This is a genomic window from Alicyclobacillus suci (genome assembly GCF_017329615.1).
Lineage (GTDB): Bacteria > Bacillota > Bacilli > Alicyclobacillales > Alicyclobacillaceae > Alicyclobacillus > Alicyclobacillus suci.
Map to the genome: position 1 here is coordinate 20,370 of NZ_JAFMTW010000025.1, position 15,695 is coordinate 36,064.

At 52.2% G+C, this 15,695-nt stretch carries 13 protein-coding genes and 1 pseudogene; 13 read left to right on the plus strand and 1 reads right to left on the minus strand.

What is annotated here, in order from left to right:
• Positions 1-55: 55 nt before the first annotated feature.
• Positions 56-1,783: a hydantoinase B/oxoprolinase family protein gene (locus J3482_RS12640; RefSeq protein WP_223203974.1), complete on the plus strand. Its 1,728-nt coding sequence runs from the start codon at positions 56-58 to the stop codon at positions 1,781-1,783.
• Positions 1,784-1,937: 154 nt separating this feature from the next.
• Here the strand turns inward: J3482_RS12640 and J3482_RS12645 are convergent, their stop codons facing one another.
• Complete coding sequence (locus J3482_RS12645) at positions 1,938-2,234, minus strand: hypothetical protein (protein WP_146821396.1); 297 nt, start codon at positions 2,232-2,234, stop codon at positions 1,938-1,940.
• A 37-nt stretch (positions 2,235-2,271) separates the two neighbouring features.
• Here J3482_RS12645 and J3482_RS12650 point away from each other — a divergent pair.
• The 12 genes and pseudogenes from J3482_RS12650 to J3482_RS12705 form a co-directional block, all read left to right on the plus strand.
• Positions 2,272-2,742: pseudogene (locus tag J3482_RS12650) on the plus strand (urocanate hydratase); the annotation flags it as partial.
• A gap of 206 nt (positions 2,743-2,948) precedes the next feature.
• A complete protein-coding gene (locus tag J3482_RS21305) occupies positions 2,949-3,284 on the plus strand; it encodes a cytosine permease (protein ID WP_206922487.1) in 336 nt (111 codons plus the stop codon).
• Positions 3,285-3,916: 632 nt separating this feature from the next.
• Entirely contained in the window at positions 3,917-5,254 is a 1,338-nt protein-coding gene (locus tag J3482_RS12660) for an MFS transporter (RefSeq protein WP_146821391.1), read from the plus strand.
• A 148-nt stretch (positions 5,255-5,402) separates the two neighbouring features.
• The gene (locus tag J3482_RS12665; RefSeq protein ID WP_146821389.1) at positions 5,403-6,431 is read left to right on the plus strand and encodes a LacI family DNA-binding transcriptional regulator; all 1,029 of its coding nucleotides are present in this window, start codon (positions 5,403-5,405) and stop codon (positions 6,429-6,431) included.
• 76 nt (positions 6,432-6,507) lie between these two features.
• The gene (locus J3482_RS12670; protein WP_206917930.1) at positions 6,508-7,686 is read left to right on the plus strand and encodes a thiolase family protein; all 1,179 of its coding nucleotides are present in this window, start codon (positions 6,508-6,510) and stop codon (positions 7,684-7,686) included.
• 13 nt (positions 7,687-7,699) lie between these two features.
• Complete coding sequence (locus tag J3482_RS12675) at positions 7,700-9,277, plus strand: acyl CoA:acetate/3-ketoacid CoA transferase (protein ID WP_206922488.1); 1,578 nt, start codon at positions 7,700-7,702, stop codon at positions 9,275-9,277.
• A 1-nt stretch (position 9,278) separates the two neighbouring features.
• Entirely contained in the window at positions 9,279-10,016 is a 738-nt protein-coding gene (gene fabG / locus J3482_RS12680) for a 3-oxoacyl-ACP reductase FabG (RefSeq protein WP_206922489.1), read from the plus strand.
• Between the two features lie 70 nt (positions 10,017-10,086).
• A complete protein-coding gene (locus J3482_RS12685) occupies positions 10,087-10,833 on the plus strand; it encodes an N-acyl homoserine lactonase family protein (RefSeq protein ID WP_146821381.1) in 747 nt (248 codons plus the stop codon).
• A 12-nt stretch (positions 10,834-10,845) separates the two neighbouring features.
• Positions 10,846-12,414 carry an acyl CoA:acetate/3-ketoacid CoA transferase gene (locus J3482_RS12690; RefSeq protein ID WP_146821379.1) on the plus strand — a complete coding sequence of 523 codons (1,569 nt, stop codon included), beginning with the start codon at positions 10,846-10,848 and terminating at the stop codon, positions 12,412-12,414.
• 3 nt (positions 12,415-12,417) lie between these two features.
• Positions 12,418-13,554, plus strand: coding sequence for a glycerate kinase family protein (locus J3482_RS12695; protein ID WP_206922490.1), 1,137 nt, complete (start codon positions 12,418-12,420; stop codon positions 13,552-13,554).
• 89 nt (positions 13,555-13,643) lie between these two features.
• Positions 13,644-14,636 carry an acrylyl-CoA reductase family protein gene (locus J3482_RS12700; RefSeq protein WP_146821375.1) on the plus strand — a complete coding sequence of 331 codons (993 nt, stop codon included), beginning with the start codon at positions 13,644-13,646 and terminating at the stop codon, positions 14,634-14,636.
• Positions 14,637-14,922: 286 nt separating this feature from the next.
• Positions 14,923-15,693 (plus strand): GntR family transcriptional regulator, encoded by a 771-nt coding sequence (locus J3482_RS12705; RefSeq protein WP_146821373.1) that lies wholly within the window; start codon positions 14,923-14,925, stop codon positions 15,691-15,693.
• The last annotated feature ends 2 nt before the right edge of the window (positions 15,694-15,695 follow it).

The window sequence follows — 15,695 nt, forward strand, 5'->3', positions numbered from 1 at the left end:
GGTAATATTTTCCTTTTCCCTGACCTACGACAGTTATTTAGAGGGGGTATATCGCTTGCAAAAAGCCGATGTCTTTACCTATGAGGTCGTCAAGGATTCGCTCATGGCGATTGGGGAAGAGATGTTTTACGCACTGGCGCGCACCTCAATGAGTCCTATCATCTACGAAGTACTGGATTTTGCATCTGGTCTCACGGATGCCTTGGGACAATTGTTGACTCAGGGAAACGGCGTGACCGGATTTATTGGGATGCTCACGTTTATGGTGAAGGAGACCCGGGAGAAGTTTGGGACGAATTTGCACGAGGGCGACATTATTCTCTTGAATGATCCCTATGGCGGTGGTGGATCGCACTTATCCGACGTGGGCTTGGTGATGCCGATTTTTGTGGACGGCGAACTGGTGGCGTTTTCGGCAAACAAAGGGCACTGGACGGAGGTTGGGGGGAAGGACCCAGGGTCGTGGACAACGGATTCTACGGAAATTTATCAGGAGGGGCTGCAATTCCCGGTGGTCAAATTGTTCGATGGTGGGAAGTTGAATCAGGCTTTGATCGACGTGATTGCCGCGAATGTTCGCTTCCCGGACCTCTCTCTTGGCGACTTGTGGGCGCAGGTGGCGGGGGTGCGCACTGGGGAGAAACGCGTTCGCGAACTTTGCCAGAAATACGGAACAAGCGTAGTTCTTCAATCGATTGACTATTTGCTTGGTCATGGGGAACAACTGGCTCGGCGCGAATTAGCCAAATTGCCAAACGGCGTGTATATGGCGGAGGACTTCATCGACGACGATGGGCTTGGACATGGACCGTTCCGAATTGTTTGCAAAGTGACCATCACGGATGACGACTTTGTCGCCGATTTCACGGGGAGTGATCGGCAGGCTCCTGGCCCTATTAATTGCTCTTATAGTGGATTAGTCTCCTCTGTGCGCGCGGTGTTTCTCGCAGCGACGAACCCGGGTCTCGACGTTAACGACGGCGTCTTTCGTCCGCTCACAGTGATTTCGGAACCGGGATCAATCATTCACGCCGAGCGCCCAGCCCCTGTCTCGACCAACTGGGAATCGAGAAACTTTGCTGCAGACGTAGCGTGGAAGGCGCTCTCCTCGGCTCTCCCAGACCGTCTCACAGCAGGGCACTTAGAATCGGTTTGCGCCGTGATTCTCGGCGGCGCCAAACCAGATACGAATGAACCGTTCCTCATTGTTGAACCGTCCGTCGGCGGCTGGGGCGCCGGACTTGGTATGGACGGGCAAAACGGTCAATTTTGCATCGGCGACGGTGAGACGTACAACGTCCCTATTGAAGTTGCCGAAACCCGGTACGGCGTGCGCGTGCGAGAATATTCTTTTCGGTGTGATGGGGCTGGTGCGGGGCAATTTCGGGGTGGCTGCGGCGTTGTTCGCAGCTACGAGTCGCTCTCTGACAATCAGTTTGTGACGGCTAGTTTCGGTCGGCACAAATACGTTCCGTGGGGTGCTGCTGGAGGTACGGCGGGATCGCGTAATGAAGTTGAGATTATCCGTTCAAACGGGAAGCACGAGGGCCCCTTTGGAAAGTGTGCCCGTCGCACGCTGAACAATGGTGACGTCGTACGATTGATCACGGCTACGGGCGGCGGCTACGGGAATCCGTTGCGCCGTGCGGTCGCGTCAGTGCTAGAAGATGTGAAGAATGGCTGGATTAGGGTCGACCAGGCCAGGGATGTTTATGGCGTTTTAGTGAACCCAGATACCTTGGTGTTTGAAGGATTGACAAATGAACGGAGGGTGTACGTATGATTCCCGCAGGGGAGTCGCATTGTGTGACAACGATGGAGACGAAGGAGCGTTCGTAGTTTGGTCTTTCGTGCGTGGTTGAGCGTAGACTTCCCTGCTCTACTTGGGCCAATCCGCCTCTGCAGTCGCTGCCGTGTCCGTTCCCACCATCTTCACGTCAGTTCCCCTTTTGTGGACTGTTAAAGCGCCGGAATAATCGGTCGTAGAGCATCGCTGAACTCATGCGTATCACGAGTGAATTCATACTGACGGAGAACCCTCTTCGCTTGTCGCGCGTCAAACTGGTACTGAGGGCAGAGCTTGCGCCTTGTGTTCCACGGCTGAGCACCGAGCGCAGGATGTAAAACGTCGAGGCGAGGGCAAACGACGGCATCAACGGCAGAATGAGAATCATCACTGTGCCTAGAACCCGGAGCAAGACGACGGATTGAATCAAGCCAAAACGCGCCGTCACTTGTAACGTCGTCACTTTTCAAGGAGGAGGCGTTTCTATGTCAGTTGGGACGCGACCGGTGATTCGTGCGCCGCGTGGGACGAATATGTCCTGTAAGGGGTGGGAGCAGGAAGCGGCGCTGCGCATGTTGATGAACAATTTAGATCCGGACGTCGCAGAGCGCCCGCAGGATTTGGTGGTGTATGGGGGCATTGGCAAGGCGGCACGGAATTGGCCTGCTTTTGATGCGATTGTGAAATCGCTGCGGGGATTGGCGAATGACGAGACGCTGTTGATTCAGTCGGGCAAACCGGTCGGGATTTTTCGGACGCACGAGGATGCGCCGCGCGTGTTGTTGGCGAACTCGAATCTGATCCCTGCTTGGGCGAATTGGGCACATTTTCACGAGCTCGATAAAAAGGGGCTTATGATGTACGGCCAGATGACGGCTGGGAGTTGGATTTATATCGGATCACAGGGGATTTTGCAGGGGACGTACGAGACGTTCGCGGAGGCGGCGCGGCAGCACTTGGCGGCATGGGTACGCACGCAGCCGGAGAAATTTTGCGATTGCCCATTGGCAAATTGGTTGGTGCGCAAGAGGTCGTGCGTGATGGTGAATTGCAAAGGGTGTCTAACGGTAAGGGTGCGTAAGGCTGTCACGGAGGTACAAGAACGATTCGCGCAAGTGACGTCTCGATTGCGTTCGCCTTTTGGTGGACCTATGCGGGGTTTGTGAGCGGATCGAGCTGGATGATGATTTTGGGCGCCATCGCGGCGATGATTGCGCCGAAGCAGTCGGAGGCATTGGTCGCGTACTTTGGGGAATTGTCTGTACATCAGTTAGTTTGTGGGGCCAAGGAAACTTTAGACAACTATTCTAACTTTATTCTGCTGCTCTTGTACTTCATGATTCCGTGGACCGCGATTAACCTTGTCGATTTCTATCTACTGCGAAAAAGCAATTACAATATCGACGTGATTTTGTCGCGAGATGGCGAGTACAGCGGAGTGAATTGGATTGCGATTGTCGCCTATGTCGTCGCCGTGCTGGTTCAGTTCCGTTTATGAATATGACGTATCCCGTAGGCGTGATTGCCAAGGCACATGAATGGGGCAGACATCGCGTGGATGTCGGACTGTTCGTGGCGTTTGTCATCTGCTACTTCCCGTGTGAGGCTTCGCACCTCAGGTGTTAGCGAGGGCATAGGGGTGTAAGGGAGGAAGTGGCAGAGATACGCCTTTCGTTTGGCTACGTAGTGTGGATTGTGCGCTGCGCAGCCGCAGTTAGCAATGCCCTTGACAATACAATGTGCGGCAAAATAAAATGACGTTGTCACGAGCGATGGTTATCATGGTTCGTGTATCTCAGAAATTTGAAAGCGATTACAAATATAGGAGGGAGGAACATAATCACGTAACTTCGACGAATGGAGATTTCGATGGAGCAAATTGAGAAGACGGCATTTGCGAATTTGGTTGTTTGAAAAGCCATGGTTGCGGTCAGAGAAGACCAGCGGGATCCCCCAGTTCCCTCTGTTTTGAACAGGCTCACCTAAAATTCCCCATGAAACAAATCAGTGATCTGACGAAAAGTATCGTTTCGAGCACATCAATTCTACTCATTTTTCCTGAATGTTCTCTATCTGAGGAGATTCGTTTTGAGTTATGTGTGTCGTCATTAAAAATATGGAGGGCGTGCCATGGGGAAAATCGCAAAGCAGGAACAGTTTACGTATGCACCTCGCAAGACAATATTTGGGCTTGAGAAAAACGCATTTCTTGTAACATTGACATCCTTTTTAGGGTGGACGATGGTGAATATGGACAGTTCCTTTTTTAGCAATGTCTATCCTCTGATTCAAAAAGATTTACACCTAGCGAATTGGACGGTTGGTGCAATCACTGCATCGATGGCTGTCGCTGCTTGTTTTGCGACACTGATTGCGGGGCCTTTGTCGGATTACTTTGGGAGAAAGATGGTTTTTCAGTTTACGATTCTGTTTACCGCAGTCGGTAGTGCATTGAGTGCGTTATCCGGTGGATTTGCGTCACTTCTCATCGCTCGATGCCTCACGATGGCTGGAAACGCCTCAGAGTGGATGATTGGGCAAGTCATGGTGACGGAGGGCACGCCGAGCAAGTCGCGAGGTTGGTGGACCGGCGTCGCACAAGTGGGATTTCCCGTAGGCTGGTTTCTTACGGCTGTCGTTGTTGCCCGTTTGGCACCGATATGGGGCTGGCGGGGTGTTTTTTGGGCCGGTTTGGTTCCTATTTTCTTGATCTTAGTCACCCGTTTCTTCGTCAAAGAGAGTGACCGATTTGAGGACTTAAAGCAGTTTAGGCAACAGGCAAAGCAGACTGAAGGCGAGAAGGCTTCCGAAATTACGCAGACGGCATACTCTGTAAATCTACAAGAAGCAACACAGTTCACGTATCGGCAATTGTTTAATCCCGATTTGCGGCGGACTACCATTCTATTGTGGATTTGGCAATTCGTCTATAATTATGGGCTGTTTTGTGTTGCGTATTTTTTACCTTCCATCGCGAGCGCACATGGGTTTACGTTGTCGAACAGTTGGATGGTCAGCGCTTGGGGAACTGGGGTTGGAGCCATTGGTTATTTGGTTGCAGCGTTCTTAGGGAACATCGTTGGTCGTCGAATGGTATCGCTAATTTGGTTGTTTTTAGGTGGCGTTGCCGGGACGTTCTTCGCGTTTGGCATCCATTCCATAGACCAGATGGCGTTTTGGTGGGCCGCGTACTATTTCTTCACTGTGGGGCATATGGGTGCGTACGTGCCGTATATGCTGGAAAGCTTTCCAACCCGTGCTCGCGGTACAGGCGCGTCCTTCATCTCCTTTTCGAATTGGGTTGCGCTATTTTTAGCGGGCATCACTTCGCAGTGGATGGTTCACTCTGTAGGCGTGAATCTTGCGGCCTTCATATGGTTGGGGGTGGCGGCATGGATTGCGTTTATGTGCGGGTTAGGGACGCCAAAAATCAAACCGGGTCTGGATTTAGAGGAAATTATCAATTGACGATTCGACAATGGCAGCAAAGGGATGTTAGCGGAAACATGGATGTCGGAAAATTCATTGTTGACGGTCTAGTGAAATTCGGTTAAATTTTCTTTAGGGATTTTGGGAGCGGTTCCAAAACAGCTGGGATGAGAGGTCTGGATTGCCGATGAGAAACCAACGTGACTTAACTATCTACGAGATTGCCAAAGCGGCGGGGGTATCTCGTTCAACGGTTTCCAGAGTTCTAACTGGGCATCCCAATGTAAAACCGGCCACTCGCATGATGGTTGAAAAGGTGATTGAAGAACTGCACTACCGCCCCAGCTCAGTGGCACAGGGGCTGGCACGCGGGCAATTGAACATGATTGGACTCTTGATTGGCGATATTCGGAACACCTTTTATGCTGAGATTGCTCGAGGTGTCGAAGATATCGCACATGAAGCGGGTTACATGGTCGTTATCTGTGACACGGACTACGACATCAAACGCGAGCAATTTTACTTTCATGGTGTCCAGCAGTTTGCATTGAGTGGCCTCATTGTGATGTCGGTGCTAGATCAACAGGAGTTGATCCCTGTACTGCAAAGCATTCGATGCCCAATTGTGATGCTGAATCGGTACGTGCGTAGTTTTGATACGGACGTCGTGCTCGTCGACAACGTCGAAGGCAGTTATCTTGCCACAAGGCATCTGATTGAGTTGGGACATCATCGAATTGGCCATCTCGCCGGATCAGCATTATCCACGGCCAGCCGAGATAGAACCTTAGGGTTTCAACGTGCGCTGGAGGATTATGGAATTGAACGTGAGGACTCCGATATTCAAGAGGGAGATCTCACCATCGAGCGTGGGAGACGTTATGGGCAGTGGTGGTTGGAAGCGGATTCCCGACGCCGACCGACTGCAATTTTTGCCGCCAACGATTTGATGGCACTCGGGATTATTGACGTTCTCGCTTCTCACGGGGTAAAAATCCCCGATGATGTGAGTATCGTCGGTTACGACGATTTGCCTTTGACAGGGTTGGCTCCAATTTCACTCACCACGGTTCGACAGCCGCATTATGACATGGGTGTCACAGCAATGACGTTCTTGAAACAGCGGATAGAGCAGAAGGTGGAAAACGTACAACGAAAAATTTTCCGGCCTGAACTTGTCGTCCGAAAGACCACAGGTCCGCAGCGTAACGAATGAATCAAAAAAGTTACTGATCAAAATTTGCGCCCGTTTTTGGGACCGCTCCCAAAAACGGGCGAGGAGATGAAATTCAATGCGAGATGTGGTGATTGTTGGTGGTGCGCGAACGGCGATTGGAACAATGGGCGGGAGTCTGCAAGATGTGCACCAGGCTGATCTCGGCGCAGTGGTATACGCCGAAGCGGTGAAGCGCTCAGGCATTGCATTCGACGATGTCGACGAGATCATTGTCGGAAATGTAGGGCAAGTCGCGGAAAGCGGGTTCCTGGGCCGGATGGTTTCCATCAAGGCTGGGTTTCCACTGAAGACCACGGCTTATGCGGTCAATCGGCAATGTGGTTCTGGGTTGGAAGCAATTAATTCTGCCGTGCTTCAAATCCAGTCGGGTTATGCGGACGTGATGGTCGCCGGTGGGACGGAAAATATGAATCAGCTCCCATACTACGTGCGAAAAGGTCGGTTTGGTTACCGCTTTGGTCATGGGCAATTGGAGGATGGGTTGTTGACTATCTTGACATACCCTCTTGGCCCCTATCCGAATGGCGTGACGGCTGAAAATCTCGCGAAGGAATATGGAATTTCGCGACAAGAGCAAGATGAATGGGCGCTGCTCACCCAAGAGAGGGCCGCCAAGGCCATCGAGGCAGGAAAATTTGTCGACGAAATCGTTCCTGTGGAAGTTCGAATTGGCAAGGAAAACAAAACGTTTTGTGTGGATGAGCACCCTCGTATCGGGATTACGATGGAGCGGTTGTCTCGCCTCAAGCCGGCTTTTGTAGAAGGCGGCACGGTGACCCCTGGTAATTCGTCCGGTATCAATGACGGGGCGGGAGCGGTTGTCTTAATGGGGCGCGACGAGGCGCTGAAACGCGGTTTGAAACCGCTCATGCAGGTCAAGAGTTTTGCGGTTGCCGGTTGTGATCCGGCGACGATGGGGTATGGCCCGGTGCCGGCGACGAAGCTCGCACTCAAGCGCGCTGGCTTATCGGTTCAAGATATCGACTTGATTGAGTTGAATGAGGCGTTTGCTTCGCAAACGATTGTCGGAATCCGCGAACTTGGCTTGGATGTCGACAAAGTGAACGTCAATGGAGGTGCTATCGCGCTGGGGCATCCAGTCGGTGCGACCGGTGGCATTTTGACGGTTAAGTTGATGTACGAAATGAAACGGCGGGATGTGCAATTTGGGCTGGTGACGATGTGTATTGGTGGGGGCCAAGGCATCGCGACGATATTTGAAAACTGTCGATAACGAGGGGATGACATTGCGTCCACAATTTTTGACTGGCGCGGATGCAGCAGCCTATGTTGCGGATGGGATGACCGTCTTAACAGTCGGGATGACGTTGGTTGGCGCGGCAGAAAGTGTACTTAAGCCACTGGAGGAACGTTTTCTGCGAACTGGTCATCCACGCGATTTGACGTTGTTTCACGCGGCGGGCCAGTCGGATAGAGAACAAGGCATTCAGCATTTTGCGCATCCGGGTATGACAAGACGAATCATTGGGGCCCATTGGGGATTGGCGCCTACGTGGATGGAGCTCATTTCGAATGATAAGGTCGAAGCGTATTGTTTGCCACAAGGACAGATTATGCATTTGTTGCGGGATATGGGCGCTGGGTTGAAAGGGCACCTATCGAAAGTTGGCCTGGGCACGTTTATCGATCCGCGGTTCGAGGGCGGCAAAATGAACGCACGCACGCAAGCGCTTCCCGACCTCGTAGAACTCGTCAATTTTCAAGGGGAAGAATATCTCTATTATCACGAGGTGCCGATTGACTTGTGTCTCATTCGTGGTACGACTGCAGATGAGCACGGCAATATCACATTTGAAGACGAGGCTTTAAAGCTGGAAGTGTTGCCTGCAGTCCTCGCTACCAAACATTTTGGCGGAAAGGTCATTGTTCAAGTCAAACAGATTGCAAAGGCAGGTTCGTTGCACGCAAAACAGGTCCTCATTCCTGGGGGGTTTGTCGACGTCGTTGTGGTTTCCGACAACCCAGAGACTGACCATCGGCAATCGTCTAGCTTCTATTTTGACCCCGCCTATAGTGGCGACATCCGCGTCCCGGATGGCGAGATGGAACCGACGCCATGGAGCGTTCGAAAATTAATTGGTCGGCGAGCCGCGATGCTGTTACAACCCAATGTGACGATTAATCTTGGAACCGGGATTCCGAATGATGAGATTGGTGGCGTCATTGTGGAAGAGGGGCTGTCGGACGACATCCTCATCACCGTCGAGTCCGGGGTTTATGGTGGCGTGCCACTGGGCGGCGTGGATTTTGGTGTTGCAAAAAATATGGAGGCTTTATTAGAGCATTCATCTCAATTTGACTTCTACAATGGTACTGGCGTCGATTTTACGTTTATGGGTGTTGGCCAAATTGATGGCCACGGCCATGTAAACGCGACGAAGTTTTCGGGGAAATCTACGGGTGCTGGCGGATTTATTGATATCACGCAGTTTGCGAAAACTGTCGTGTTCTGTACGACCTTTACCGCGAATGGCTTGCAGGTCGATTGGAAGGGGCAACAGCTGCGGATTGTTCGCGAAGGGAAGTTCAAAAAATTCGTAAATCATGTGGAGCAAGTATCATTTAACGGATTGTTGGCATTAGAGCGAGGACAGCGTGTTTTGGTCGTCACGGAACGCGCCGTGTTTCGTTGGACGCCTTCTGGCTGGGAGTTGATTGAAGTCGCTCCGGGCGTCGACGTAAACCGGGACATCATCAGTCAGATGGCGTTTACGCCGCGAATTTCGCCGACGCTTGCTCGAACGACGCCACGTATTTACCAAGATCATCCGTTTGGACTACGAGACTTATTAGGAGGCGTGTAGGATGCGCTTAGATTCAAAAATTGCATTGGTCACCGGTGCTGGTCGAGGAATCGGTCGAGCGATAGCGAGAAAACTTGCTAAGGATGGGGCGACGGTCGTCGTTTCCGACATGGTTGCTGAAAATGGAGAAGAAACGGTCAGGCAAATTGTTGACGATGGTGGGGATGCGTGGTTTCAGACTTGTAATATTGCTGACGAATCTGCAGTCAAGGATTTGTTTGAGGCAGTCATGGCCCGTTACGGTAAGCTCGATATCATCGTGAACAATGCCGGTATTAATCGAGACGGCATGTTGCACAAATTGACGCACGAACAATGGGATCAGGTGATAAGCGTCAATTTGACCGGCACGTTTCACTGCGTTCAAGCTGCAGCGAAAATCATGCGGACTCAGCAATCTGGTCGGATTATCAATATCGCTTCGGCTAGTTGGCTCGGGAACATTGGTCAGGCCAACTACGCAGCGTCGAAGGCTGGGGTCGTGGGGCTGACAAAGACGGCGGCGCGAGAATTGGCGAAATGTAACGTTACCGTCAACGCGATTTGTCCAGGGTTCATCGATACAGACATGACCCGGGGCGTACCGGAGAAAGTTTGGGACGTGATGATTAAAAAGATTCCCATGGGGCGTGCTGGAAAACCGGAGGACGTTGCGAACGTCATCGCGTTCCTCGCGTCGGACGAGGCAGGGTATGTGACAGCGGAAGTTATCAATGTGGGCGGTGGCATGGTGTTGTAAGGGATTGACGTTGTCTGGCATCGGACGATGACGAAGGTGGCGTGTCATCACGAGATTGGAGGGAGTCGTAATGTGGAAGGTTGTTGCGTTAAAAATGGGTGAACTTACGGTGGAACAGGCGAGCATTACGTATGACCGGGGGTACGGGGCGCGCATTGATATTCCTGTCTGGGCCGCGGCAATCACAGGTGGCGGGTATAATATTTTGGTTGACACCGGCATTCACGACGCTACTTGGGTGACGGAAAATGTAAGCCCTTGCAGGATATCTCCCGAGGAAACGATGGTATCCGCACTGCAACAAGGGATGGGCTGGACGCCGGACGACGTGGATATCGTGATTAACACGCATCTTCATTACGACCACTGCGGTAATAATCACATGTTCAAAAACGCCAAGTTTGTCGTACAAAAGCGGGAGTGGCAGGCGGCCCACCAACCTATTCCAAGCCAGCGTGGCATCTATCTCCCTCAACTATTTGATTGTGTCGACTATTTTTCTTGGCGGTTTGTCGAGGGGGAGGAGGAAGTCGTAGGTGGCGTCAAGGTGTTTTTGACGCCTGGGCACTCGGATGGACACCAATCCGTCTTGGTGAAAACGGGGCAAGGTACATTGTGTATTTCCGGAGACGTCTCAAACTTACTCGTGAATATTCGCGAAAATATCCCTGCGGGCATTCTTACGAGCACCAAGGAGATTTTTGAGAGCATGACCCGGGTTCGTGATTTGGCGCAGTATATTCTTCCAGGGCACGAACCGACTATCCAAGCGTTTCAGAGCGGGAACTTCCCACCCATCCAAGCGGATTGGCAGTGAGGGGGAACGTGTATGAAGTTCATAGAAGCCAGGGAGGTCGCCGCTAAGATAGAGGATGGGTCCGCTATTGCATTGACTGGGTTTGGCGGCATGGGACAATGTGATGCGGTTTTAAAATCCATTCGCGAGCTTTATCTGCACACAGGCCATCCGCAAAATCTCAGCGTGTTTCATGCAGCTGGTCAGTCGGATGGAACCAATGGGTTGGAATATATCGCGGTTGAAGGACTTATCTCGAAAGTCGTCGGGGGACACTGGGGATTGCTGCCACGGATGCAACAATTGATTGAACAGAATCGCGTGGAAGCGTACTGTTTGCCTCAGGGGCAGTTGACTCATTTGTTTCGAACGATGGCGAATGGGTTGCCGGGGCACTTTTCGACGATTGGGATAGGGACGTTTGTCGATCCCAATGTCGAAGGCGGCAAATTTAACGAGAAAGCCAAGGCGAGTGGCGATAATCCAGTCGAGGTGGTTCATATCCTCGGCTCGGATTATCTGTTTTATAAATCCGTTCCAATTGATTATGTACTGATTCGCGGCACCGCCATTGATGAGACAGGTAACGTCAGTGTCAAAGAAGAGCCTCTGAAATTGGAGATTCTGGCGGCAGCCCAGGCAGCGAAGGCGCAAGGCGGCAAGGTGATTGTACAGGTGAAGTACGTCGTCAAACATGGAACGATTCATCCAAAGGACGTTGCGATTCCGGGGTATTTGGTAGATTACGCGGTGGTGGCCAAAAATCCGGCCGAAGATCATCGACAGGTACCGAGTGCCGTCTATGACCCTCGGTATTCCGGAGATTTAAAGGTTCCCGATAAAGCTCTACCAACACTGCCATTCAGTGTGCGTAAGTTGATTGGACGGCGTGCAGTCAAGGAACTGACACCTGGTGCCGTGGTCAATTTGGGTATCGGGATACCGGGTGATGTGATTGGTCCGGTGAGCGCTGAAGAAGGTTTGCTTGAACAGATGGTGTTGACCATTGAGTCGGGTGTGGTCGGTGGCGTACCAGCCGGTAAAAATCAGTTTGGAATCACGGTCAACGCAGAAGCCATCTTAGACCATGCGAGCCAATTTGATTACTACCACGGTTGTGGTATTGACCTGACATTCATGGGTGCAGCCCAGATTGATCAATACGGCAATGTGAATGTCAGTCAGTTTGGCGGTCGTAAAATTGGTTGCGGTGGATTTATTGACGTCACCCAACCGGCGAAGAAGGTTGTTTTTTGTACCACATTTACAAATGGTGGATTGGAAGTCGTAGTTCAGGATGGTAAGCTTAAAATTATCAGAGAAGGACGGCACAGCAAATTTGTATGCAGTGTTGAGCAAATCACATTTAGTGGTAAATATGCGGCGGTTCATGGGAAAGAAGTCGTGTACGTGACAGAGCGGGCGGTTTTCGTCTTATCGGAAGCGGGGCTGGTTTTGACGGAGGTTGCCCCTGGCGTTGACCTTCAGCGAAATATTTTAGACGTCATGGACTTTACCCCTATCGTGTCTCCAGAACTAAAGGTCATGGATGAGGGCATATTTCACGACGTGATTCGCAGTGCCCCGATGGAGGTGACTTAAACGATGCGTCTTCTCGTCGCATCCGATTCCTTTAAAGGCAGTTTGACGTCAAGTCAGGTCATTGAAGCTGTCCAAGAAGCCGCAAATCGCTGTGGCGAGGTCGAAGTTCGCGGGATTCCAGTTGCAGATGGTGGAGAGGGGACATTGGAGTCCATTCTGGCAGTGTTGCCGGGACGCAAAGTGAACTGTGCGGTGTTAGATCCATTAGGCCGCAGCGTGGAAACGTACTTCGCGGTGGTCGGTCGCACGGCCATCGTGGAGATGGCGAAATCGTCCGGACTTCCATTGCTCGCACCTCATGAGCGGAACCCATTGTTGACGACGAGTTATGGCTTGGGGCAGCTCATTGCTCGTGCGCTTGAAGTAGACGAGGTAGAAGAACTGATTGTCGGCATTGGCGGTAGTGCGACCAACGACGGCGGCTTGGGCATGCTGCAGGCGCTGGGACTTCGCGCGCTGGATGCTGCTAATCGCGAACTTCCCTTTGGCGGGCAGCACCTTGCGCTGCTACGTAGTTTTGATGTAACCCAGTTGCATCCGAGGCTGAAGGAAGTTCGCATTCGGGTGATGTGCGATGTGACCAACCCGCTTTGCGGCGAGGCTGGGGCGTCGGCCGTGTATGGGCCTCAGAAAGGGGCCGACGCGGAAATGATTCGCATGTTGGACGAAAATCTACGACATCTCGCAACCTGTATCAAAGAGATACTTGGGATGGATGTCGCTGACATGCCTGGTGCAGGAGCAGCAGGAGGCGTCGGCGCCGCGCTTCTCGCATTTTGTCAGGCGAAGTTGGAACCAGGCATTGAAGTGGTTTTGGATTTGTTTCAGTTTGACGAGATGGTACAACACGTAGATCTCATTTTCACGGGCGAGGGCCGCACGGACCAGCAGACCTTGTATGGTAAGGTCGTGAGCGGCGTGGCGAGGAGAGCCCGCTGTGCGGGGAAGCCTGTCGTTTGTTTGTCGGGATCACTTAGCGGCGACCTTCACCCGCTTTATCAGCATGGCGTGTCCGCGCTGTTTAGTATTTGTCCCGGACCGGTCGCGGAAGAGACGGCGATGACACATGCCTACGAATACCTGACGGTGGCCGCTGAAAATGTCATTCGGTTGTGGCAGAGTCACAAGGCTTTGTGCTGAATGTATCGGAGTATACGTACGAACGCCGTGGGTGTATCGCGCATGTGTCTATCTGCAATGATGAATCGCGAATGAGGAGATGGTAGGGTATGAATTCGTTTCGGGCACTGGTGGTCGATTATGTCGGCGAGGAATTTACACGAGGGGTGCAGACGCTCACAATAGATCAGTTGCCGGAGGGCGACGTGACCCTCCGTGTTATGTATTCCAGTGTCAATTATAAAGACGGGATGGCCAGTGTTCCGAATAGCCGCATCGTCCATACTTATCCGTTTATCCCCGGCATCGATTTGGCGGGGTATGTCGTCCATTCGGACAATCCACGATTCCATGAAGGGGACGAAGTCATTGCTACTGGGTACGGCTTGGGCGTCAGTCACTTCGGCGGCTTTAGTGAAATGGCGCGCGTGCCTGCCGACTGGCTGGTTCCTCTTCCCACGGGATTGACGCTCAAAGAAGCCATGGCCTTAGGGACAGCTGGTTTTACCGCAGCGCTGTCGATTTACCAGATGCAGCATAATGGGGTACATCCCGCCATGGGAGAAATTTTGGTGACGGGTGCCACTGGCGGCGTCGGCAGTCTGGCAATTAACATGCTGAGTAAACTGGGGTACGATGTGGTTGCCAGTACGAGACAGCAGCAAGGTCACGAGTATCTGTATGGACTTGGGGCGAAGGCCGTAGTCGCACATGATACGCTGACGGTTCCAGAGGGGAAGGCGCTCTTGCGCCAGCGCTGGGCTGGCGCCATTGACGCAGTGGGTGGAGGACTTCTCGCCTATTTGCTCAGCACCGTGAAATATGGCGGCTCCGTCGCCTTGAGCGGGATGACGGCTGGTACGGAATTTACCACAAATGTCTATCCGTTTATCTTGCGCGGTGTCAATTTGCTAGGCATTGATTCTGTGTCCTGCCCGATGGAAAAACGGATACAAATCTGGTCGTGGATGGCGAATGAGTTGAAGTCGCCAGATTGGTTAGCCACCGTCGCCCACGAGACGACACTGGATGATTTGCCGAACGTATTGAGTAGCATTCTAGACGGTGAGATTCGCGGACGTGTGATTGTGTCGATGGCATAGGTGAAAGCTCTCGGCTCTCCAAGCAGGCCTTTCCAACGAGATTCCTCGATTCGCCCGGCGCCGCTCCCCTCAAAGGCGCCGGGGGTGTAATATTTCCTAGCATCCGCATCCACACCGCTTCACAAGCCTCAGCGATGAGATGACAAGGTTCTGAAAAATTGTAAAGAAACATGTCGAATACCCTCTATTTGTGTAGACTACTCCTCTCGTTCTGCGCATACATATCAAACCAAAGTATAGACCACAGCATGAGTCAAGCTAAACCACGGAGGAGGCTCAGTGGTTCATGATCAATCGAGACAGCGACGTCCCCATCTACCAACAGCTAAAGGATTGGATGATGAGCCAGATAGAGTCCGGACTCTGGAAGGAGGGAGATACGATTCAACCAGAGCGGGAGCTCGCACATGCGTTTGGCGTCAATCGACTGACGGTGCGTAAGGCATTGGCTGATTTAGTTGCGGAGGGCTGGTTAGACCGCAAAAGAGGGGTCGGAACGTTTGTCACGCGCCCACAGATTCAGCAACCGCTGCATCGGCTGACGTCATTTTCCGATGACATCCGCGCCATGGGGATGGAGCCGAGCTCCCGAGTTCTGAAGATGGAAATTCGCAAGGCGACACCATTTGAAGCGTACAAACTACGGCTCGCGCACACGACTGACCTCATTATTGAGTTGCGTCGCCTGCGTTTGGCCAGTGACACTCCGATAGGTCTCGAATCTGCCATCTTGCCGTTTCATCGATGCAAGGCGCTGACGGGCGTGACCTTTAACGCGCTTCACTCGCTTTACCATCAATTGCGCACACAATGTGGGATTGAACTCGCGAATGGCAGTCAAATCATCGAGGCGTCCACGGCATCGGAAGATTGTGCGGAGATACTCGACATCCATCCAGGGGATTCGATATTGAAGATGCAGAGGACCACGGTGGATGTGGATGGCGAGGTGGTGGAATGGGTGACCTCCTTTTATAGGGCGGATTGCTATCGATTCCGGGTCGAACTGCCAATTGCAAATCCAACAACCTTGACGAAGTCGATTGAGGAGGGGTGAAT

What these genes read in the sequence shown, in the direction of transcription:
- J3482_RS12660 (WP_146821391.1), top strand. Translation starts at nt 3,917, where the DNA reads ATGGGGAAAATCGCAAAGCAGGAACAGTTTACGTATGCACCTCGCAAG.
- J3482_RS12665 (WP_146821389.1), top strand. Translation starts at nt 5,403, where the DNA reads ATGAGAAACCAACGTGACTTAACTATCTACGAGATTGCCAAAGCGGCG.
- J3482_RS12670 (WP_206917930.1), top strand. Translation starts at nt 6,508, where the DNA reads ATGCGAGATGTGGTGATTGTTGGTGGTGCGCGAACGGCGATTGGAACA.
- fabG (WP_206922489.1), top strand. Translation starts at nt 9,279, where the DNA reads ATGCGCTTAGATTCAAAAATTGCATTGGTCACCGGTGCTGGTCGAGGA.
- J3482_RS12685 (WP_146821381.1), top strand. Translation starts at nt 10,087, where the DNA reads ATGTGGAAGGTTGTTGCGTTAAAAATGGGTGAACTTACGGTGGAACAG.
- J3482_RS12690 (WP_146821379.1), top strand. Translation starts at nt 10,846, where the DNA reads ATGAAGTTCATAGAAGCCAGGGAGGTCGCCGCTAAGATAGAGGATGGG.
- J3482_RS12695 (WP_206922490.1), top strand. Translation starts at nt 12,418, where the DNA reads ATGCGTCTTCTCGTCGCATCCGATTCCTTTAAAGGCAGTTTGACGTCA.
- J3482_RS12700 (WP_146821375.1), top strand. Translation starts at nt 13,644, where the DNA reads ATGAATTCGTTTCGGGCACTGGTGGTCGATTATGTCGGCGAGGAATTT.
- J3482_RS12705 (WP_146821373.1), top strand. Translation starts at nt 14,923, where the DNA reads ATGATCAATCGAGACAGCGACGTCCCCATCTACCAACAGCTAAAGGAT.